Source organism: Microbacterium shimangi (assembly GCF_043556445.1).
Classification (GTDB): Bacteria; Actinomycetota; Actinomycetes; order Actinomycetales; family Microbacteriaceae; genus Microbacterium.
In genome coordinates, this window is the sequence record NZ_JBIGII010000007.1 from 1 (window position 1) to 18,274 (window position 18,274).

General features: G+C 67.9%; 17 protein-coding genes and 1 tRNA gene. 9 read left to right on the forward strand and 9 right to left on the reverse strand.

Translation table 11 applies throughout. The features are described from left to right. Positions 1-135: 135 nt before the first annotated feature. Genes ACFXQA_RS13495 through ACFXQA_RS13525 form a run of 7 tightly spaced genes read left to right on the forward strand, consistent with a single transcriptional unit; the run spans position 136 to position 8,670 of the window. Positions 136-1,737, forward strand: a complete 1,602-nt coding sequence (locus ACFXQA_RS13495) for a sugar ABC transporter ATP-binding protein (RefSeq protein ID WP_394520398.1) — start codon at positions 136-138, stop codon at positions 1,735-1,737. Further along, positions 1,734-2,828, forward strand: a complete 1,095-nt coding sequence (locus ACFXQA_RS13500; RefSeq protein ID WP_394520400.1) for an ABC transporter permease — start codon at positions 1,734-1,736, stop codon at positions 2,826-2,828. The genes ACFXQA_RS13495 and ACFXQA_RS13500 overlap by 4 nt, the downstream gene beginning before the upstream one ends. Positions 2,829-2,875: 47 nt before the next feature. Next, complete coding sequence (locus tag ACFXQA_RS13505; RefSeq protein WP_394520525.1) at positions 2,876-3,877, forward strand: ABC transporter permease subunit; 1,002 nt, start codon at positions 2,876-2,878, stop codon at positions 3,875-3,877. A 2-nt stretch (positions 3,878-3,879) separates the two neighbouring features. Continuing rightward, positions 3,880-4,593: an L-ribulose-5-phosphate 4-epimerase gene (locus ACFXQA_RS13510; protein WP_394520401.1), complete on the forward strand. Its 714-nt coding sequence runs from the start codon at positions 3,880-3,882 to the stop codon at positions 4,591-4,593. After that, entirely contained in the window at positions 4,590-6,179 is a 1,590-nt protein-coding gene (locus tag ACFXQA_RS13515) for a xylulokinase (protein WP_394520402.1), read from the forward strand. The genes ACFXQA_RS13510 and ACFXQA_RS13515 overlap by 4 nt, the downstream gene beginning before the upstream one ends. A gap of 23 nt (positions 6,180-6,202) precedes the next feature. Next, complete coding sequence (araA, locus tag ACFXQA_RS13520) at positions 6,203-7,714, forward strand: L-arabinose isomerase (RefSeq protein ID WP_394520403.1); 1,512 nt, start codon at positions 6,203-6,205, stop codon at positions 7,712-7,714. Between the two features lie 2 nt (positions 7,715-7,716). Beyond that, positions 7,717-8,670: an aldose 1-epimerase family protein gene (locus ACFXQA_RS13525; protein ID WP_394520404.1), complete on the forward strand. Its 954-nt coding sequence runs from the start codon at positions 7,717-7,719 to the stop codon at positions 8,668-8,670. An 18-nt stretch (positions 8,671-8,688) separates the two neighbouring features. Here ACFXQA_RS13525 and ACFXQA_RS13530 read toward each other — a convergent pair whose 3' ends face one another. Together ACFXQA_RS13530 and ACFXQA_RS13535 are read right to left on the reverse strand one after the other, a co-directional pair. Continuing rightward, a complete protein-coding gene (locus ACFXQA_RS13530) occupies positions 8,689-9,270 on the reverse strand; it encodes a hypothetical protein (RefSeq protein ID WP_394520405.1) in 582 nt (193 codons plus the stop codon). 18 nt (positions 9,271-9,288) lie between these two features. Further along, positions 9,289-9,705 (reverse strand): DUF4383 domain-containing protein, encoded by a 417-nt coding sequence (locus tag ACFXQA_RS13535; RefSeq protein ID WP_394520406.1) that lies wholly within the window; start codon positions 9,703-9,705, stop codon positions 9,289-9,291. Between the two features lie 176 nt (positions 9,706-9,881). Between ACFXQA_RS13535 and ACFXQA_RS13540 the strand changes: the two genes are divergently transcribed. Continuing rightward, complete coding sequence (locus tag ACFXQA_RS13540; RefSeq protein ID WP_394520407.1) at positions 9,882-10,313, forward strand: YdeI/OmpD-associated family protein; 432 nt, start codon at positions 9,882-9,884, stop codon at positions 10,311-10,313. A gap of 42 nt (positions 10,314-10,355) precedes the next feature. After that, positions 10,356-10,925 (forward strand): asparagine synthase, encoded by a 570-nt coding sequence (locus tag ACFXQA_RS13545; protein WP_394520408.1) that lies wholly within the window; start codon positions 10,356-10,358, stop codon positions 10,923-10,925. A gap of 75 nt (positions 10,926-11,000) precedes the next feature. Here ACFXQA_RS13545 and ACFXQA_RS13550 read toward each other — a convergent pair whose 3' ends face one another. The 7 genes from ACFXQA_RS13550 to ACFXQA_RS13580 all read right to left on the reverse strand — a co-directional run bounded on the left by ACFXQA_RS13550 (position 11,001) and on the right by ACFXQA_RS13580 (position 18,129). Continuing rightward, positions 11,001-11,528, reverse strand: a complete 528-nt coding sequence (locus ACFXQA_RS13550) for a hypothetical protein (protein ID WP_394520409.1) — start codon at positions 11,526-11,528, stop codon at positions 11,001-11,003. 243 nt (positions 11,529-11,771) lie between these two features. Continuing rightward, positions 11,772-11,844, reverse strand: a tRNA-Arg gene (locus ACFXQA_RS13555). A gap of 89 nt (positions 11,845-11,933) precedes the next feature. Beyond that, positions 11,934-13,457 carry a CoA-acylating methylmalonate-semialdehyde dehydrogenase gene (locus ACFXQA_RS13560; protein ID WP_394520410.1) on the reverse strand — a complete coding sequence of 508 codons (1,524 nt, stop codon included), beginning with the start codon at positions 13,455-13,457 and terminating at the stop codon, positions 11,934-11,936. 23 nt (positions 13,458-13,480) lie between these two features. After that, complete coding sequence (locus ACFXQA_RS13565; RefSeq protein ID WP_394520411.1) at positions 13,481-14,803, reverse strand: aspartate aminotransferase family protein; 1,323 nt, start codon at positions 14,801-14,803, stop codon at positions 13,481-13,483. After that, the gene (locus tag ACFXQA_RS13570) at positions 14,800-15,831 is read right to left on the reverse strand and encodes a TIGR03842 family LLM class F420-dependent oxidoreductase (RefSeq protein ID WP_394520412.1); all 1,032 of its coding nucleotides are present in this window, start codon (positions 15,829-15,831) and stop codon (positions 14,800-14,802) included. Before ACFXQA_RS13570 ends, ACFXQA_RS13565 begins: the two co-directional genes overlap by 4 nt. A gap of 10 nt (positions 15,832-15,841) precedes the next feature. Next, positions 15,842-17,284 (reverse strand): dihydropyrimidinase, encoded by a 1,443-nt coding sequence (gene hydA / locus ACFXQA_RS13575; RefSeq protein ID WP_394520413.1) that lies wholly within the window; start codon positions 17,282-17,284, stop codon positions 15,842-15,844. Beyond that, positions 17,281-18,129 (reverse strand): nitrilase-related carbon-nitrogen hydrolase, encoded by an 849-nt coding sequence (locus ACFXQA_RS13580; protein ID WP_394520414.1) that lies wholly within the window; start codon positions 18,127-18,129, stop codon positions 17,281-17,283. Before ACFXQA_RS13580 ends, hydA begins: the two co-directional genes overlap by 4 nt. Positions 18,130-18,274 lie beyond the last annotated feature (145 nt).

The window sequence follows — 18,274 nt, forward strand, 5'->3', positions numbered from 1 at the left end:
GAAGCCGCGTTGCCCGACCGTCAGTACTGATCTCCACCTAGACGATCGGCGGTGCGGGGTCCGTCTACGGACCCCGCACCGCTCGATCGTGCAGACACCGCGCGTGCGCGGGGTGTCGGACAGGATTGTGATTGCATGACCGAACCATTGCCCGTCGTGGAGATGCGCGACATCTCGATCGAATTCCCGGGAGTTAAGGCTCTCGACGGCGTCGACCTCCGTCTCTTCCCGGGTGAAGTGCATTCCCTCATGGGTGAGAACGGTGCAGGCAAGTCGACGATGATCAAGGCCCTCACCGGGGTGTACAAGATCGATGGCGGATCCATCGTCGTAACCGGTCAGGAGCGGCAGCTCAAAGGAACAGCCGACGCGCAGGCCGCCGGAATATCGACGGTGTATCAAGAGGTCAACCTCGTGACGAACCTCTCCATCGGAGAGAACGTCATGCTGGGCCACGAGGTACGCGGAATCTTCGGCATCAACTGGCGCGCGACGCACCGCGCCGCGACAGCTGCGCTCGCGCAGCTCGGTCTGCAAGACCTCGACACCCATCTTCCGCTGTCGACTCTGTCGATCGCGGTGCAGCAGCTCGTCGCGATCAGTCGGGCGATGGCGGTCAAAGCCAAGGTGCTGATCCTCGACGAGCCGACATCGAGCCTCGACGCCGCCGAGGTCGAGAACCTCTTCCGTGTGATCCGCAGTCTCCGCGACCAGGGGATGGCGATCCTCTTCGTCTCGCACTTCCTCGACCAGGTCTACGCGATCAGCGACCGCCTGACGGTTCTTCGCAACGGAAAGTACGAAGGCGAATATCTCACGCGTGACCTGGACCGCCACGCTCTGATCTCGAAGATGATCGGCAAAGACCTGGCCACGCTGTCGTCCCTCGGCGGAAACCGCGGCGCGGAGAACCGTTCGGCCGACGAAAAGCCTTTGGTCGAGGTGACCGGGCTGAGCCGGCGGGGATCCATAGATCCGATCGATCTCGAGATCCGTCGCGGTGAGGTCGTCGGGTTCGCCGGGCTTCTCGGTGCCGGCCGCACAGAGCTCGCGCGACTGCTCTACGGAGCCGATAAATCCGACCAGGGGCAGGTGACACTCGACGGCGCGCGTGTCGACCTGAAGTCTCCCGCAGACGGCTTGCGCAACCGCATCGCGTTCTCGACCGAGAACCGTCGCGACGAGGGCATCATCGCCGACTTGACCGTGCGGGAGAACATGATCCTCGCGGTGCAGGCGAAGCGCGGCTGGGCGCGCCCTCTGCCCCGCAAAGAGCAGGACGAGATCGTCGACCGCTATATCAAGGCGCTCAACGTTCGCCCCGCCGACCCGAACCGCCTCATCAAGAACCTCTCCGGTGGAAACCAGCAGAAGGTTCTGCTGGGGCGCTGGCTCGCCACCGAGCCCCAACTGTTGATCCTCGACGAGCCGACTCGCGGCATCGACGTCGGGGCGAAGGCCGAGATCCAAGAAGCCGTCGCCGAGCTCGCCGCATCCGGCGTCTCGGTCGTCTTCATCTCCTCCGAACTCGAGGAGGTGGTGCGCTTGAGCGAGCGCATCATCGTTCTCAAGGACCACAAGAAGATCGGCGAGATCGTGAACGGCCCCGATGTGACCGCCCAGATGGTGGTCGACGTCATCGCCGCCCACGGCGTAGACGCCGCGGCGGACAACCCCGTCGTCGACACCGCCACCGCGACCGAAACGCCGCGTACACCGAAGGAGGACGTGAAGTGAGCACCCCGACAACCGTCTGGACCAGGGCTCGCGACGTCATCCGACGCCCCTTCTTCTGGGGGATCGTCGCGATCTTCGTCCTGCTTCTCCTGAACGTCCTGCGAGACCCCACGTACCTCGCGATTTCGGTGAACCCCACCAACGGCAACCTCGTGGGCAACGTGATCGACATCCTCCGCTCGTCGGCACCGATCATCATGATCGCCATCGGCATGTCGCTCGTGATCGCCACCGGCGGCATCGATCTGTCGGTGGGCTCGGTCATGGCCGTCGCCGGCGCCGTCTCGATGCAGTTCCTGTCCGCCACGCGCGACAGCGGATCGGTCGGCGTCGCCATGGCGGCCCTCGGACTGGCCCTGATCGTGGCCGCCGTGCTGGGGGCGGTCAACGGCATCCTGGTCGCCTACATCGGCTTGCAACCGTTCATCAGCACCCTCATCATGATGCTCGCCGGTCGAGGAATCGCCCGTGTCATCACCTCGGGGCAGAACACCGCGGCCTCGAGCGATCCGTTCCGATGGATCGCGAACGGCTACGTCATCGGCCTCCCCGTGGTCTTCCTGTTCGCCATCGCGATCGTGCTCGTCGTGGGCTTCGTCGTCCGTCGCAGCGCGCTCGGCTTGATGATCGAGGCGATCGGCATCAATCCCCGCGCCAGCCGCATGACGGGCATCAAGCCCAAGGGCCTGCTCCTGACGGTCTATACGGTCAGCGGCCTTCTCGCCGGAGTGGCAGGGGTCATGTCGGTCGGCACCGTGATGACGGTCGACGTCTCACGCACCGGGTACCAGTTGGAGCTCGACGCGATCCTCGCCGTGGTGATCGGCGGCACATCGCTCATGGGGGGGAAGTTCTACCTGGGCGGCGCGGTGGTCGGCGCGCTCCTCATCTCCACGCTCGACAAGACGGTGGTGTTCCTGGGGATCTCTTCGTCCGCGACTCCCGCATTCAAGGCGATCGTCATCGTGGCCCTGTGTCTGATTCAGGCCGAGCGCGTTCGCGCCTGGTTCGTGTACCGCAGAAGAAAACCGCAACAGTTCTCGCCGCAAGAGCCACCGGCCGAGCCGACGAAAGAGAAGGTGACGGCATGACCGGCGTCGAGACCCCCCCGTCGCAGACGCTCGACTCTGCCACCGGGATGACACGCGTGGCGGGCTCCGTCAGCAAGCTCTTCCGGGCCAACCCGTCGGCGCTCCCCACGGTCGCGGCAGTCGTGATCTTCGTGGGAATGATCATCTTCGGCGAGATCTCCTACGGGCAGATCCTGCAGGCCAACACGATCTCGAGCCTGTTCATCAACAACGCCTACCTCATCATCATCGCTGTCGGGTTGACCTTCGTCATCCTGACCGGTGGCATCGACCTGTCGGTCGGCGCGGTGATCGCGATCTCCAGCGTGGTGGGAGTGATGCTCGCCAACGCGGGCTGGAACGCCTACCTCGTGATCGTGCTCATGATCGCACTGGGGTCGTTGTTCGGACTGGCGTCGGGAATCCTGATCCAGTACTTCAACGTGCAGCCGTTCATCGCGACGCTGGCGATGATGTTCCTTGCCCGCGGGTTGGCGTCGCTGCTGAGCACCGTCCCCGAGCGCCTCGGTGACGATTCTCCGATCCGGTGGTTCGGGTCGCAGTTCAAGATCGTCGACGGTCCGAGGGTCAACGACCTCGTGATCACCCCCGGCGTCATCATCGCCATCCTGGTGGTTCTCGTCGCGTTCTTCTTCCTCCACCGCACCCGTTCGGGACGCACGGTCTATGCACTCGGCGGTTCGGAGAGCTCGACGTTGCTCATGGGCCTCCCGGCCGCGCGAACGAAGGTCACGGTGTACGTGATCAGCGGAACCCTCGCGGGAATCGCTGCGGTCGTCTACACGTCTCGACTGGGCATCGCCCAGAACATCACGGGCATCGGCTGGGAGCTCGACGCCATCGCCGCCACGGTCATCGGCGGAACGCTCCTCACCGGCGGGGCCGGGTTCGTCCTCGGGTCCGTCGTCGGAGCCCTCGTGCTCGGCCTGATGAACGTGCTCATCACGCGAGACGGTACCGTTCGTCCCGAGCTGTTGACAATCATCACCGGCGGTATCTTGCTGATCTTCGTGCTGCTGCAGCGCGTCGTGACCAGAAAAAGAGAGTGACGATGACATCTATCGACGCGGGGTCCGAAATCGACGATGCGATTGCGCAGGTGCGCGCCGACGTCGCCCGCCTCCACGGTGAGCTGGTCCGCTACGGCCTGGTGGTGTGGACCGGCGGCAACGTCTCGGGCCGTGTTCCGGGCGCCGACCTCTTCGTGATCAAGCCGTCGGGGGTCTCCTACGACGACCTGACGCCCGAGAACATGATCCTCTGCGACCTCGACGGCAACGTCGTGCCCGGCAGCTCGGGCAGTGACCGCAGCCCGTCGAGCGACACCGCGGCCCACGCCTACGTCTACCGCAACATGCCCGACGTAGGGGGAGTCGTGCACACCCACTCCACCTACGCCGTCGCGTGGGCCGCGCGTGGCGAAGAGATCCCGTGCGTGATCACGGGCATGGCCGACGAATTCGGCGGCCCCATCCCGATCGGCCCCTTCGCGATCATCGGCGACGATTCGATCGGCCGGGGCATCGTCGAGACCCTCCGTGATCACCGCAGCCGTGCGGTGCTGATGCAGAACCACGGGCCGTTCACGATCGGCATCTCGGCGAAAGACGCGGTGAAGGCGGCGGTCATGTGCGAAGACGCGGCACGCTCGGTGCACATCGCGCGCGAGGCCGGACCGCTCATCCCGATTCCGCAGGACAAGATCGACAGCCTCTACAACCGCTACCAGAACGTGTACGGCCAGAACTCGGACGCCCGCCGATGAGCGCGGCGATCGCAGCCGGCCGGGCGGTGCTGGGCATCGAACTCGGCTCGACCCGCATCAAGGCCTGCCTCATCGACCCCGACGACCCCACCGTGGTCCTCGCCGTGGGCAGCTCCGATTGGGAGAACCGATTCGAGGACCGGGTGTGGACGTACTCGCTCGAGACGGTATGGGCGGGCCTCCAGGCCGCCTATGCCGACCTCGTCGCCGACGTGCAGAGCCGCCACGGTGTCGCGCTCGACACCGTCGGCGCGATCGGTGTCTCGGCGATGATGCACGGTTACCTCGCGTTCGACGGCACAGGCGAGCTGCTGGTTCCTTTCCGCACCTGGCGGAACACCTCGACCGGCCCCGCGGCGGCAGAGCTGACCGAGCTGTTCGGGGTGAACATCCCGCTCCGCTGGTCGATCGCGCACCTCTACCAGGCCGTGCTCGACGACGAACCGCACGTGCCAGAGGTGCGCTTCATCACGACCCTCGCCGGCTACGTGCACGGGCGCCTCACCGGTCGCCGGGTGCTGGGCGTCGGCGATGCGTCGGGAATGTTCCCGATCGACGCCGCGACGAAGACCTATGACGAGCGGATGCTGCGGCAGTTCGACGGTCTGGTCGACGGCAGCGCTCTGAACGGTGGTCTCGGCGTCGCGGGGCTCCTGCCCGAAGTGCTGCGCGCGGGCGAAGCCGCCGGCGAACTCACCGCCGAGGGTGCTGCGCTGCTCGACCCGGCTGGCGCGCTGCGCCCGGGTGCGGTGTTCTGCCCGCCCGAGGGCGATGCCGGAACGGGAATGGTCGCGACGAGCTCGGTCGCCCCGCGCACCGGCAACGTCAGCGCGGGCACGAGCATCTTCGCGATGGTCGTCCTCGAGCGGCCGCTCGAGAGCCTCCACCACGAGATCGACCTCGTCACCACGCCCGCGGGCGATCCGGTCGCGATGGTCCACTGCAACAACGGGGCCAGCGAGCTCGCCGCGTGGGTGGCGATGTTCACGCGCTTCGCCGCAGCATCCGGAGCCCCTCTCGGCGCCGACGCCGTCTTCGACGCACTGTTCCGCGAGGCGCTCGACGGTGCCCCCGACGCGGGCGGCCTGCTCGCCTACAACCACCTCGCGGGCGAGCCGATCGCCGGTCTCTCCGAGGGGAGACCGCTCTTCGTCCGCACCCCCGACAGCACGTTGAACCTCGCGAACTTCATGCGGGCCCAGCTGTACGGGGTTTTCGGCACGCTCGCGCTCGGCATGCGGGTGCTGGCCGCCGAGGGCGTGATGCTGGAGCGCATGTTCGCCCACGGCGGCATGTTCCGCACCGCCGGTGTCGCCCAGCGCTTCCTCGCCGGAGCCCTGGCTGCCCCGGTGTCGGTGGCCGAGACGGCCTCCGAGGGGGGCGCGTGGGGAATCGCGGTGCTCGCCGCCTACACCTCGAACTCTCACGATCTCGCCCTCGACGCGTACCTGCGCGACCGCGTCTTCGCCACGGCGGCTTTCGAAACGGTCGCCCCCGACCCCGCCGATGTCGTCGGCTTCGCCACCTACCTCGACCGCTACGCCGCCGGCCTCGCCGTCGAGCGCGCCGCCGTCGCCTCCCTCTGAACTCCCCACCGAAAGAGATCGCCATGACCCGCACTCCGCTGTCCACCTCCCTCGACGTCTACGAGGTCTGGTTCGTCACCGGCAGCCAGAACCTCTACGGCGACGAGACTCTTCGCCAGGTCGCCGAGCAGTCGCAGGCCGTGGCCGAAGGCCTCGGCGGGCTGCCGGTCAAGGTCGTCTGGAAGCCGGTGCTGAAGGATTCCGACAGCATCCGTCGTCTCGCCCTCGAGGTGAACGGCCGCGACGACGTCATCGGCGTCATCGCGTGGATGCATACGTTCAGCCCCGCGAAGATGTGGATCGCCGGCCTCGACGCGCTGCAGAAGCCGCTCCTTCATCTGCACACGCAGGCCAACGTCGAGCTGCCCTGGGCCGACATCGACTTCGACTTCATGAACCTGAACCAGGCCGCGCACGGCGACCGCGAGTTCGGTTACATCCAGACGCGACTCGGCATCGCCCGAAAGACGGTCGTCGGCCACGTGTCGAACCCCGTGGTCCGTCAGCAGGTCGAGGACTGGCAGCGCGCCGCCGCCGGCTGGGCCGCCTCCCGCACGCTGAAGCTCGCGCGCTTCGGCGACAACATGCGCTACGTCGCCGTCACCGAGGGCGACAAGACCGAGGCTGAGCTGCGCTTCGGCGTGCAGGTGAACACGTGGGGAGTGAACGAGCTCGCGGATGCTGTCGCCGCCGCATCCGCCGCCGACATCGACGCCCTCGTGGCTCTGTACGAAGAGCAGTACGACGTCGCCGCCGAGTTGCGCAAGGGCGGCGAGCGTCACGAGTCGCTCCGCGACGGCGCGGCCATCGAGATCGGGCTGCGGTCGTTCCTCGAGGAGGGCGGTTTCGGTGCGTTCACGACCTCGTTCGAAGACCTCGGCGCGCTGAAGCAGCTTCCGGGTCTCGCCGTGCAGCGGCTCATGGCCGAGGGCTACGGTTTCGGCGCCGAGGGTGACTGGAAGACCGCCATCCTCGTGCGCGTCGCGAACGTGATGGGATCGGGCCTTCCCGGCGGTGCGAGCCTCATGGAGGACTACACCTACGACCTCGTCCCCGGTGCCGAGCGGATCCTGGGGGCCCACATGCTCGAGGTGTCTCCCTCGCTGACGACCTCGAAGCCGCGTCTCGAGATCCACGCGCTCGGCATCGGTGGCAAAGAAGACCCGGTGCGTCTGGTCTTCACCGCCGACCCCGGCCCCGCGCTCGTGGTGGCGATGAGCGACATGCGCGACCGCTTCCGGCTCGTGGCGAACGTCGTCGAGAACGTCGAGGCGCCCGACCTGCCGAACCTGCCCGTCGGTCGTGCGGTGTGGGTACCGCAGCCCGACTTCGCCACCTCGGCCGGCTGCTGGCTCGCCGCGGGCGCCGCACACCACACGGTCATGACCACCGCCGTGGGAATCGAGGTCTTCCGTGACTTCGCCGAGATCGCCAAGACCGAGCTCGTCGTCATCGACGACTCCACGACGGTCCGCGACTTCCAGCGCGAGTTGCGCTGGAACCAGGCCTACTACCGCCTCGCTCAGGGGCTGTAGTCGTGGCGCGCACTCCGGTTTCGGGTGAGCAGCACGTCCTCCGTGCCGGCGCGTACGACGCGATCATCGCCAGCGTGGGGGCGTCGCTGCGTTCGCTGACCCACCGCGGGCGCGATCTCGTGGTGCCTTTCGACGCCGACGAGCTGCGCCCGGGGTTCCGCGGCGCCACGCTGGCGCCGTGGCCGAACCGCATCGTCGACGGCCGCTACGTCTTCGGCGGCGAGGAATATCGGGTCGCGCTGACCGAGCCCGAGCGCGGACACGCACTGCACGGACTCCTCGGCTGGAGCGACTACAGCGTCACCGACAAGGGCTCGAGCCACGTGACGCTGACCGCGACCATCGAACCGCAGGTCGGCTACCCGTGGCGGGTTGCGGTGGAGACGACGTACGCGCTGTCGTCCGAGGGCCTCACCCAGTCGGTGACCGCGCGCAACGAATCGGCCACGGCCGCCCCGTGGGGAGTCGGCCCGCACCCTTATCTCGTCGCGGGCGAGGAGCTGATCGACGCGCTGACGCTGACGCTGCCGGCAGCCGAGGTGCTGGAAGTCACCCCCGATCGTCTTTCGCCGACCCGGTTGTCGCCCGTCGACGTCGATGCCGACCGATTCGACTTCCGCAGCGCCCGGCCTCTCGGTGCGGTGCAGATCGACCACGCCTTCACGTCGCTGGAGCGCGATCCGCAGGGACTCGCGACCGTGACGGTGACGGATGCCGAGGGCCGCGGCGTCGCGATGGACTGGGACGCGTCGTGCCCGTGGGTGCAGATCCACACGGCCGACGTCGACGGCGACCCGCAATCGCCCGGTTACCGGGTCGGACTGGCCGTCGAGCCGATGACCTGTGCGCCCGACGCATTCAACGACGCGTCTTACCCGTTCGACACCGGTGTGATCGAGGTGGCGCCCGGCGCGCAGCATCCGGCCGCCCAGTGGCGCATCCGCGCCATCGACTGAGACCCGAGAGCCGGGAGGTCAGTGCCCGTCGTGGGTGACGACGGGCACGGTGCCGTCGTCGCGCAGAAGCTTGGCGTCTTGCGTCGCGCCGAGCGACGGAGTCACGATCGTGGCGATGACGGCCGCGGCGACCAGCATCCCGAGGATGCCGCGGAGCGTTCCGACATCGCGGGGCTTGTCGGCGCCGCGGCGGACGACGATCGCACAGGTCGCGCCGACGACCACGAGAAGAAGGGTGCCCGCGGCGACGGCGAAGATGCTGGTGCGCGCGGGGGCGAGGGCGAGCAGGCCGAACATCGCGAGGACGCCGGCCATCGCCGCGGCCAGGGCCAGGGGGGCAGCGACCAGCCGGGACGTGACGAGATTGGCCCCGCCCCAGACGAGGAACGCGAGGCCGAGACTCGCCAGAGCGATACCGACGGCGCGAGCCGGAACGCCTGATCCTTCGCCGACGATGGCGGCAGCGCCCAGAGCGACCTGGATCAGGCCGGCACCCCAGGCGGCGACCGAGGGCCACGACCCGGTGAAGCCGGACCGACCCACGGCCGTGTCGACGCGAGGCGCCGTCACGGCCGTGGGGGTGTTCGCGTGAATGGTCACGTGAGAGATCTCTTCCGGTCAGACAGCAGCGGTGCGGGGCACGTGCTTGTCGGCGGCGAGGCCGACGCCGAGCAGAACGATCGCGCTGCCGAGGTGCAGGAAGTGGTCCGGCACGTTCAGCGCGAGGATGTTCAGCGCGTTGTCGGGCGAGCCGATGAAGAAGCCCACGAGTCCGAGCAGCAGGTAGACGGCGCCGACGACGGTGTTGACGCCCTTGGCCGCACGCACGTTCGCGAGTCCGGCGATGAGGAGAGCCGCACCGATCAGAAGGTGCGCGATGTTGTGGAGCGGGTTGACCTCGAAGATGCCGAGGAGAAGGCCACCCTCGGTGGCGATGAAGCCCACCCCACCGGTCACGGCGAAGCCGAGCAGACCGACGAGAAGGTAGACAGCGCCGAAGATGGTGGCGACGATACGGTTCGGTGACGAGCCCATGAGGGACCTCCTTGTTCTGGATGCGACCTGTGCCGCATCTGCGAATGATTCGTTTCCGGGGGTAAAACGGATTGGGCGTTTTCTCAGGTTGAAGTTATGCCCGGATCACACGGGGCATCTCGGGGGTTGCGCGGCACCTCTCGACGCTGTAGCCGCGGCTCTGGCACACTCGTCGCATGCGCTTCGAGACGACGCTTTTCTTGAGCGGCAACAACACCGGGATCGAGGTGCCGCCCCAGGTGGTCGAAGCGCTCGGCGGCGGCAAGCGCCCGGCCGTCACGGTCTCGGTCGACGGGTTCGCCTACCGCAGCACGATGGCCGTCATGGGCGGGCGGTATCTCATTCCCTTCTCGTCCGAGAAGCGCGCCGCGACCGGCCTTCAGGGCGGCGAGACGATCACCGTCGATCTCGAGCTCGATACGGCGCCGCGCACCGTCGACGTTCCGGAAGATCTGGCGGCGGCCCTCGATGCCGCCATGGTGCGCGCGGCCTTCGACGGCCTCGCCCCCAGCCAGCGCAAGGCCCACGTCACGAACGTCGAGGGCGCGAAAACGGCCGAGACCCGCCAGCGGCGCATCTCGACGATCGTCACGAAGCTCTCCGTCTGAGCGGCCCCGCCGTCGCGCTAGCCTCGGGGGAGGAGGTGGGCCGTGGGAAGGACGTCGGATGCTGTCGCCGAGGGCGTCTCGATCGCCGCGGCGGCCGCGCGGCTGATCGTGCGCAACCGGATTCTCGTCGACACGATCGCGGACGGTGGACAGTTCGACGCCGAGGCATTCGCCGAGGTCACCCGCGAGACGCTGCGTGCGCTCGCCGCCGAGCAGGAGCGCGCCGCCGACCGGGCAAGGCGTCTGCGCCGCGGGGCGTGGGGAAAGTTCTCGACGTCATCGGGAACGCACGACTACCGCGACCGCGACACCGCCAACCTGCGTCGTCGACGCAAGCAGTACCTCGGCGTGGCCGCCGAACTGCGGGCCTGGGCCGGCGACGCCGAACGGGTGAGCGCCCTCCTCGAGAGCGCCCGCGATGCCGCGTGGGGCGACGTGGAGGCGAACCTGTCGCGCCGCCTCAACGTCGAGGCGATGACCGCCGACGCCGACCCCGAGTACGAGACCATGCGCAAGGCGCGCATGGATTCGCTCCGCATGATCGACCTCGCGCGTCTCGCGTCGCAGGCGAAGAAGAAGGCCCAGCAGGCCCGGGCTGACAGCGGCACGTAGTCCGGCCAGCCAGCCGGTCCCCGAGCTCACAGCTGCCCAGCCGGTCCCTGAGCTTGTCGAAGGGCCGACGGCACCTCAGCGCCGCAGCACCGAGGGTCGGGCGATGTCGAGCGCTTCGAGAAGGTCGCCGAGGCGCCGGTCGAGTTCTCGCCCCGCCTGTGCGAGCTTGTTCAGGCCGAAGCTCGCCAGCTCCGCGCTCGGCTGCGCGAACGAGAGCAGAACCTCGGCGTCGCGCTCGACGAGCAGGAGGCGCGCCGGGAGGGAGAGCAAAGCTGTCGGCTCCAGGCGGTGGATACGGCCCGCTGCCGCCCAGTCCATCGCGAGGTACTCCACCGCGCCGCCTTCCCGCCCGGCGAAGCGCAGCATCCGACCGAGGTCCAGATTCGGGAGCCGCACGAATCCGTGCGGTGCTTCCCACGACAGGCCGCGGAGGAAGTCGTCCCACGGCACGGAGCCGTTCGCGACGGCCTCGAGATCTGAGGGCTCGATCTCGGGCAGCTCGGCTTCGATCCGAGCTCGCAGTTCGGTGAACGGGGCGCCGATCCGCAGCGAGATACGAGCCGAGCCGTGCTCGGTGATCTGCTCGACGGTGGCGTAACTCATCCCTGCCATGCTCGCAGAGGTTGAGAACTGCCGGCGTCGAGCCCGCCGCCCAACCCTCCCTCAAGCGGAGGGCATACGGCGGGCGGAGGGCTTCCGGGCGGTATTCTGCCCTCCCCCGGGCAGATGCCCTCCGCTCGGCGGAGGGGCGAGGCTCGAGGGGGCTCGCTCGCGCGGTGCCCAAGGGCAAGAAAAAGCCCCGGCCCGCTTTCGCGGAACCGGGGCAGTCACTGTCTCAACACAGTGTGCGCCCGAAGGGACTCGAACCCCTAACCTTCTGATCCGTAGTCAGATGCTCTATCCATTGAGCTACGGGCGCGCGACCTCCAACACGAAACGGTGCGGAGGCCTCGAACGACATTACCCTACGCGCGACACAGCCGCCAATCGTGGCCGTGCGTTCGGGGGTCAGTCATGTCGGGGAAACCCGAGGTTCAATCCCCCGTGCGAGGGGTCGAGCCAGCGCGACGTGACCGCTTTCTCCTGCGTGAAGAAATCGAAGCCGTGGGTTCCGTAGGCCTTCGCATCACCGAACAGCGACGCTTTCCACCCGCCGAACGAGTGGTAGGCCACGGGCACGGGGATCGGCACGTTGATGCCGATCATGCCCACCTGCACCTCGTGCTGGAAGCGACGGGCCGCGCCGCCGTCGTTGGTGAAGATCGCGGTGCCGTTGCCGAAAGCGCCCGAGTTGATGATCGCGAGGCCCTCCTCGTAGCCGCTCACCCGGACGATCGACAGCACAGGGCCGAAGATCTCGTCGCGGTACGCGGCCGAGGCCGTGGGCACCCGGTCGAGCAGCGTCGGGCCGAGCCAGAAGCCGGCGGCATCGCCGTCGACGGCGATGCCTCGCCCGTCGACGACCACGTCGGCTCCGTCACCGGCGGCGACGTCGATGTACGACGCGACCTTGTCGCGATGCACGGCGGTGATGAGCGGGCCCATGTCGGTGCCCCGCATGCCGTCGCCGATCGTGAGCCGCGCCATGCGTTCGGTGATCCGCTCGATGAGCGCGTCGGCGACCGAGTCGACCGCGAGCACCACTGAGACGGCCATGCAGCGCTCGCCCGCCGAGCCGAATCCGGCGTTGACGGCGGCGTCTGCGGTGAGGTCGAGGTCGGCGTCGGGGAGCACGAGCATGTGATTCTTCGCCCCGCCGAGCGCCTGGACGCGCTTGCCGAGCCGCGTACCGGTCTCGTAGACGTACCGGGCGATCGGCGTCGAGCCGACGAACGAGATGGCCCGAACCTCGGGGTGCTCGAGGAGGGCGTCGACGGCGATCTTGTCGCCGTGGACCACCGAGAAGACACCGTCGGGGAGTCCCGCCTCCGTCAACCGTTCGGCCATCCAGTTCGCCGCGGTCGGGTCTTTCTCGCTGGGCTTGAGCACCACGGCGTTTCCGGCGGCGAGAGCGAGCGGGAAGAACCACATCGGCACCATCGCCGGAAAGTTGAACGGGCTGATGATGCCGACCACGCCGAGGGGCTGGCGCAGCGTGTAGACGTCGATGCCGGTCGAGACGTTCTCGGAGTAGGCCCCCTTGTTGAGCGTCCCCACGCCGCAGGCGAACTCGATGACCTCCAGGCCCCGGGCGATCTCACCGAGGGCGTCGGAGGTGACCTTCCCGTGCTCCGACGTCAGGATCGCGGCGAGCTCGTCCTTCCGCGCATTCACCAGCTCGCGAAAGGCGAAGAGCACCTGCGTCCGCTTCGAGATGCTCGAGTCGCGCCAGGCGACGGCCGCACGTGCGGCCGAGGCGACAGCATCCGCGACGTCTTCTGCGGAGGCGAACCGCACGTGCTTCTGCACCACTCCTCGCGCCGGATCGAAGACCTCGCCGGTGCGCTCGGATGAGCCTGCCCACGGCGCCCCGTCCACCCAGTGCTCCAGGACGGAGGGTTCGAGAACGGATGCTGCGGGGCCGTCGTCCATGGTGTTCCTTTCGGGGGCGCTCATCAGCGAGCGCGGGCGAGGTCGGTGAACGCCTCGTCGTAGATGGCGGATGCTTGCGAGACCTCGTCGGCGGTGACCACGCACGGAGGCACGACGTGGATGCGGTTCTCGGAGACGAACGGCAGCAGCCCCCGTGAGACGAGGCCCTTTTTCAGCTGCGCCATCGCGGCACCTGGGAGGGGCTCCCGGGTGGCGCGGTCGGCGACGAGCTCGAGCGCCCAGAAGACCCCCTCGCCTCGGACTTCCCCGATCACCTCGTGCCGGTCCGCGAGCGCGTGCAATGCCGGACCGATTGCCTCGGTTCCGATGCGGGCGGCGTGATCGACGATGCCCTCATCGGCCATCGCGTCGAGCGCGCCGACGATCGAGGCCGCCGCGAGGGGGTGACCGCTGTAGGTGAGTCCGCCGGGGAAGACCTGCTCGTCGAACGGCGCAGCGATCGCGTCGGAGATGATCACACCGCCCACCGGTACGTAGCCGGAGTTGACGCCTTTCGCGAAGGTGATGAGATCGGGCACGACGTCGTAGCCGTCGAAGGCGAACCACCGCCCCGTCCGACCAAAGCCGGCCATCACCTCGTCGAGGATCAGGACGATGCCGTATCTGTCGGCCAGGGCACGCACCCCCGACAGATAGCCGGGCGGTGGCACGAGAACCCCGGCGGTGCCGGGGATCGTCTCGAGGAGGATCGCGGCGATCGTGGCGGGTCCCTCGGCCTGGATGACCCGTTCGAGGTGACGCAGCGCCCGCTCCGACTCCTCTTCGGGCGTGGTCGCCCAGAACTCCGTGCGGTAGAGGTACGGGCCGAAGAAGTGCACGTGACCGCGCGCGTACTGGTTCGGGATGCGGCGCCAGTCACCCGTCGAGACGATCGCGGCGCCCGTGTTGCCGTGGTACGAGCGGTAGGTCGACAGCACGGTGTCGCGCCCGGTGTGCAGGCGCGCGAGTCGGATGGCGTTCTCGTTCGCGTCTGCGCCGCCGTTGGTGAAGAAGACCTTGCCGAAACCGTCGGGCGCTCGATCGACGATGCGGCGGGCGGCCTCGCCGCGGGCGAGGTTCGCCGTCGCCGGACCGATCGTCGTGAGGGTTTCGGCCTGCGCGTGAATGGCGCGGACGACGGCCGGATGCTGGTGGCCGATGTTCACGTTCACGAGCTGGCTCGAGAAATCGAGGTAGCGGGTGCCCGCGTGATCCCACACGGTCGTTCCCGACCCGCCCGCGATGACCATCGGGTCGAGCGTCGCCTGCGCCGACCAGGAGTGGAAGACGTGCGCCCGGTCGAGTTCTTTCGCTCGGGCGTCGAGATCGTTCGCGCTGTTGCTCATGCTTTCGCCGTCACGTGCTCGTGAAGGGCGGGAATGACCTTCTCGCCGTAGACCCGCAGCGTCTCTTCCTTGTTGTCGTGCTGCAGGTAGCCCGCGAACTGCGTCACCCCGAGCGCACGGAGCTGTTCGAGCTTCGCGATGTGCTCCTCGGCCGTGCCGAGGATGCAGAAGCGCTCGATGATCTCGTCTGGCACGAAGTCGACGTGGTCGTTGCCGGCTCTGCCGTGCGAGTTGTAGTCGTATCCCTGGCGTCCGGCGATGTACTCGGTCAGCGCTTCGGGCACCTCGCCGGTCCCTGAGCCTGTCGAAGGGCCGTACTTCGCGACGATGTCGGCGACGTGGTTGCCGACCATCCCGCCGAACCAGCGCACCTGATCGATCATGTGCGCCCGGTCGGTGCCGATGTACATGGGCGCGGCGACGCAGAACGCGATCGCGTCGGGGTCGCGGCCCGCGGCAGCCGCAGCATCCCGCACCGTCTTGATCATCCAGGCGGCGATGTCGACGTCGGCGAGCTGCAGGATGAAGCCGTCGGCGACTTCGCCCGTGAGCTTCAGCGCCATGGGCCCATAGGCGGCGACCCAGACGTCGAGCTCGGAGCCGCGGCTCCACGGGAACTGCAGGGTCGCGCCCTTGTACTCGACCGGTCGGGAGTTCGCGAGCTCGCGGATGACGTGGATCGACTCGCGCAGTTCGCTCATCGTCGACGGGCGACCGTTGGTGACGCGCACGGCCGAGTCGCCGCGACCGATGCCGCAGATGGTGCGGTTGCCGTACATCTCGTTGAGGGTGGCGAAGATCGACGCCGTCACCGTCCAATCGCGGGTGGCGGGGTTCGTGACCAGTGGCCCGACCGTCACGCGCCGCGTGGTCGCCAGGATCGCCGAATAGATCACGTAGGGCTCCTCCCACAGCAGGTGGGAGTCGAAGGTCCACACGTGCGAGAAGCCGTGCGCTTCGGCCAGCTGCGAGAGATGGATGACGCGGGAGGCGGGCGGGTTGGTCTGCAGAACGACGCCGAAATCCATGTGTTCTCCCCTAGATCAGATACTGGCTGAGGCCGCGTTTGACGAAGCGGCCGTCGCCTTTGGCGCCGCGGTAGGTGCCGTCGTCGACGATCACTCGACCTCTCGACATCACCGTGTCGACGTGCCCGTCGACCTCGAACCCCTCCCACGCGGAGTGGTCCATGTTCATGTGATGGGATGCTGCGCTGATCGAGGTGTGCCCGTTCGGGTCGTACACGACGATGTCGGCATCGGCGCCCGGCTGGATCACGCCCTTCTTTCCGTACATGCCGAACATGCGGGCCGGGGTCGTGCTGGTGAGTTCCACCCAGCGCTCGAGGGTCAGTTCCCCGGTCACGACGCCCTGGTACATGAGGTCCATGCGGTGTTCGACCGAGCCGATGCCGTTGGGGATGGCACGGAAGTCGTCTTTCCCGAGCTCTTTCTGACCCTTCATGCAGAAGGGGCAGTGGTCGGTCGAGACCATCTGCACGTCGTTCGTCCGCAGCGCCTGCCACATGTGGTGCTGGTGCCCCTCCGCGCGGCTCCGCAGCGGCGTCGAGCACACCCATTTCGCGCCCTCGAACGCGCCCCACTCCTGGCTGAAGGCCCCGAGCTGCTCTTCGAGCGAGAGGTAGAGGTACTGCGGGCAGGTCTCGCCGAAGACGTTCCACCCCTGGTCGCGCGCCCAGGCGAGCTGATCGACGGCCTGCTTGGCCGAGACGTGCACGACGTAGAGCGGCGCAGCGGTGAGGTTCGCGAGCATGATCGCGCGGTGCGTGGCCTCTTCTTCCATCTGCCAGGCGCGCGCGATGCCGTGGTAGTACGGGGCGGCTTTTCCGGCTTCGGCGAGCTGGGCCGCCAGCACGTCGATGGCGGGCCCGTTCTCGGCGTGCATCATGGTGAGCAGGCCGGTCTCGGCCGACTTCTGCATCGCCCGGAGGATCTGGCCGTCGTCGGAGTAGAAGACCCCGGGGTAGGCCATGAAGAGCTTGAAGCTCGTGATGCCCTCGTCGACGAGCGAGTCCATGGCCCGCAGCGACGCGTCGTCGACCCCGCCGATGATCTGGTGGAACCCGTAGTCGATCGCGCAGTTGCCCGCGGCCTTCTCGTGCCAGGCGGCGAGGCCGTCTTGCACGCGCTCGCCGGTCTTCTGCACGGCGAAGTCGACGATCGTGGTCGTGCCGCCCCAGGCGGCGGCACGCGTGCCCGTCTCGAAGGTGTCGGAGGCGTTCGTGCCCCCGAAGGGCAGCTCCATGTGGGTGTGCGCATCGATCCCGCCGGGGATGACGTACTTGCCCGTCGCGTCGATCACGGTGTCGACGTTCGCCGCGACGTCGAAGCCGAGGAGCGCTGACCCCGGGGCCAGCACGGCGGCGATCGTCTCGCCGTCGACGAGCACGTCGGCCAGGCTCGACCCGGTCGCGGTGACGACGGTCCCGCCGCGGATGAGGGTCTTCCCCGCGCCGGTCACGGTGCTGCGATCCCGGTGTAGGAGTCGGGGCGACGATCTCGATAGAACTGCCAGTCGTCGCGCATCTCTCGAACGAGGTCGAGGTCGAGATCACGCACGAGTACTTCCTCGTGCTCGCTCGATCCGCGCTCGCCGACGAAGTTGCCGCGCGGGTCTATCACCTGGCTCGTGCCGTAGAAGTCGACCGCCTGCTCGCCGTACTCGTTGTCTTCGCGCCCGACGCGGTTGGGCTGCAGCACGAAGTAGCCGTTCGCCACGGCGGCAGCCGGCCCCTCCACCTCCCACAGGCGGTTCGACAGCCCGGGCTTGGTGGCGTTCGGGTTGAAGACCATGTGGGCGTCGTTGAGTCCGAGTTCGCGCCACCCCTCGGGGAAGTGCCGGTCGTAGCAGATGTACATTCCGATGCGCCCGACGGCGGAGTCGAAGACGGGGTAGCCGAGGTTTCCGGGGCGGAAGTAGAACTTCTCCCAGAACCGGTCGAGGTGCGGCAGATGGTGCTTGCGGTATTTGCCGAGGATCGTGCCATCGGCGTCGACCAGCACAGAGGTGTTGTAGTACACGCCGGTCTGCGCCTCCTCGTAGATCGGGAGCACGAGCACCGTGCCGAGCTCGCGGGCGAGGCCGGCGAAGCGCTGCACGATCGGACCGTCCGCCGACTCGGCGTAGTCGTAGTACTTCTTGTCCTGCGTGATGCCGAAGTAGGGCCCGTAGAACAGCTCTTGGAAGCAGACCACTTGCGCGCCGTCTGCGGCCGCATCCCTCGCGAATTTCTCGTGCTTGTCGAGCATCGAGTCTTTGTCGCCGGTCCACGTCGTCTGGGTGATCGCCGCTCGTACTCTCGTCACTGCTACCTCCGAGTTGATCCGGGTGGTGCTCGTCCGCACTGCCATCCCTATCGCACCTCGGCCGTCGTCACAATGACGGATCGCCCGGAGCGGTCGGATCTACATCGCCAGACGGATGCTGAGGGCCGCCCCGACGCGTACCGTG

Excerpts from the sequence above, each read along its gene's own strand:
- araA (WP_394520403.1), top strand. The coding sequence starts at position 6,203 with ATGACCCGCACTCCGCTGTCCACCTCCCTCGACGTCTACGAGGTCTGG.
- ACFXQA_RS13550 (WP_394520409.1), bottom strand. The coding sequence starts at position 11,528 with ATGAGTTACGCCACCGTCGAGCAGATCACCGAGCACGGCTCGGCTCGT.
- ACFXQA_RS13540 (WP_394520407.1), top strand. The coding sequence starts at position 9,882 with ATGCGCTTCGAGACGACGCTTTTCTTGAGCGGCAACAACACCGGGATC.
- ACFXQA_RS13535 (WP_394520406.1), bottom strand. The coding sequence starts at position 9,705 with ATGGGCTCGTCACCGAACCGTATCGTCGCCACCATCTTCGGCGCTGTC.
- ACFXQA_RS13570 (WP_394520412.1), bottom strand. The coding sequence starts at position 15,831 with ATGGATTTCGGCGTCGTTCTGCAGACCAACCCGCCCGCCTCCCGCGTC.
- ACFXQA_RS13565 (WP_394520411.1), bottom strand. The coding sequence starts at position 14,803 with ATGAGCAACAGCGCGAACGATCTCGACGCCCGAGCGAAAGAACTCGAC.
- ACFXQA_RS13560 (WP_394520410.1), bottom strand. The coding sequence starts at position 13,457 with ATGGACGACGGCCCCGCAGCATCCGTTCTCGAACCCTCCGTCCTGGAG.
- ACFXQA_RS13495 (WP_394520398.1), top strand. The coding sequence starts at position 136 with ATGACCGAACCATTGCCCGTCGTGGAGATGCGCGACATCTCGATCGAA.
- ACFXQA_RS13505 (WP_394520525.1), top strand. The coding sequence starts at position 2,876 with ATGACACGCGTGGCGGGCTCCGTCAGCAAGCTCTTCCGGGCCAACCCG.
- ACFXQA_RS13515 (WP_394520402.1), top strand. The coding sequence starts at position 4,590 with ATGAGCGCGGCGATCGCAGCCGGCCGGGCGGTGCTGGGCATCGAACTC.
- ACFXQA_RS13510 (WP_394520401.1), top strand. The coding sequence starts at position 3,880 with ATGACATCTATCGACGCGGGGTCCGAAATCGACGATGCGATTGCGCAG.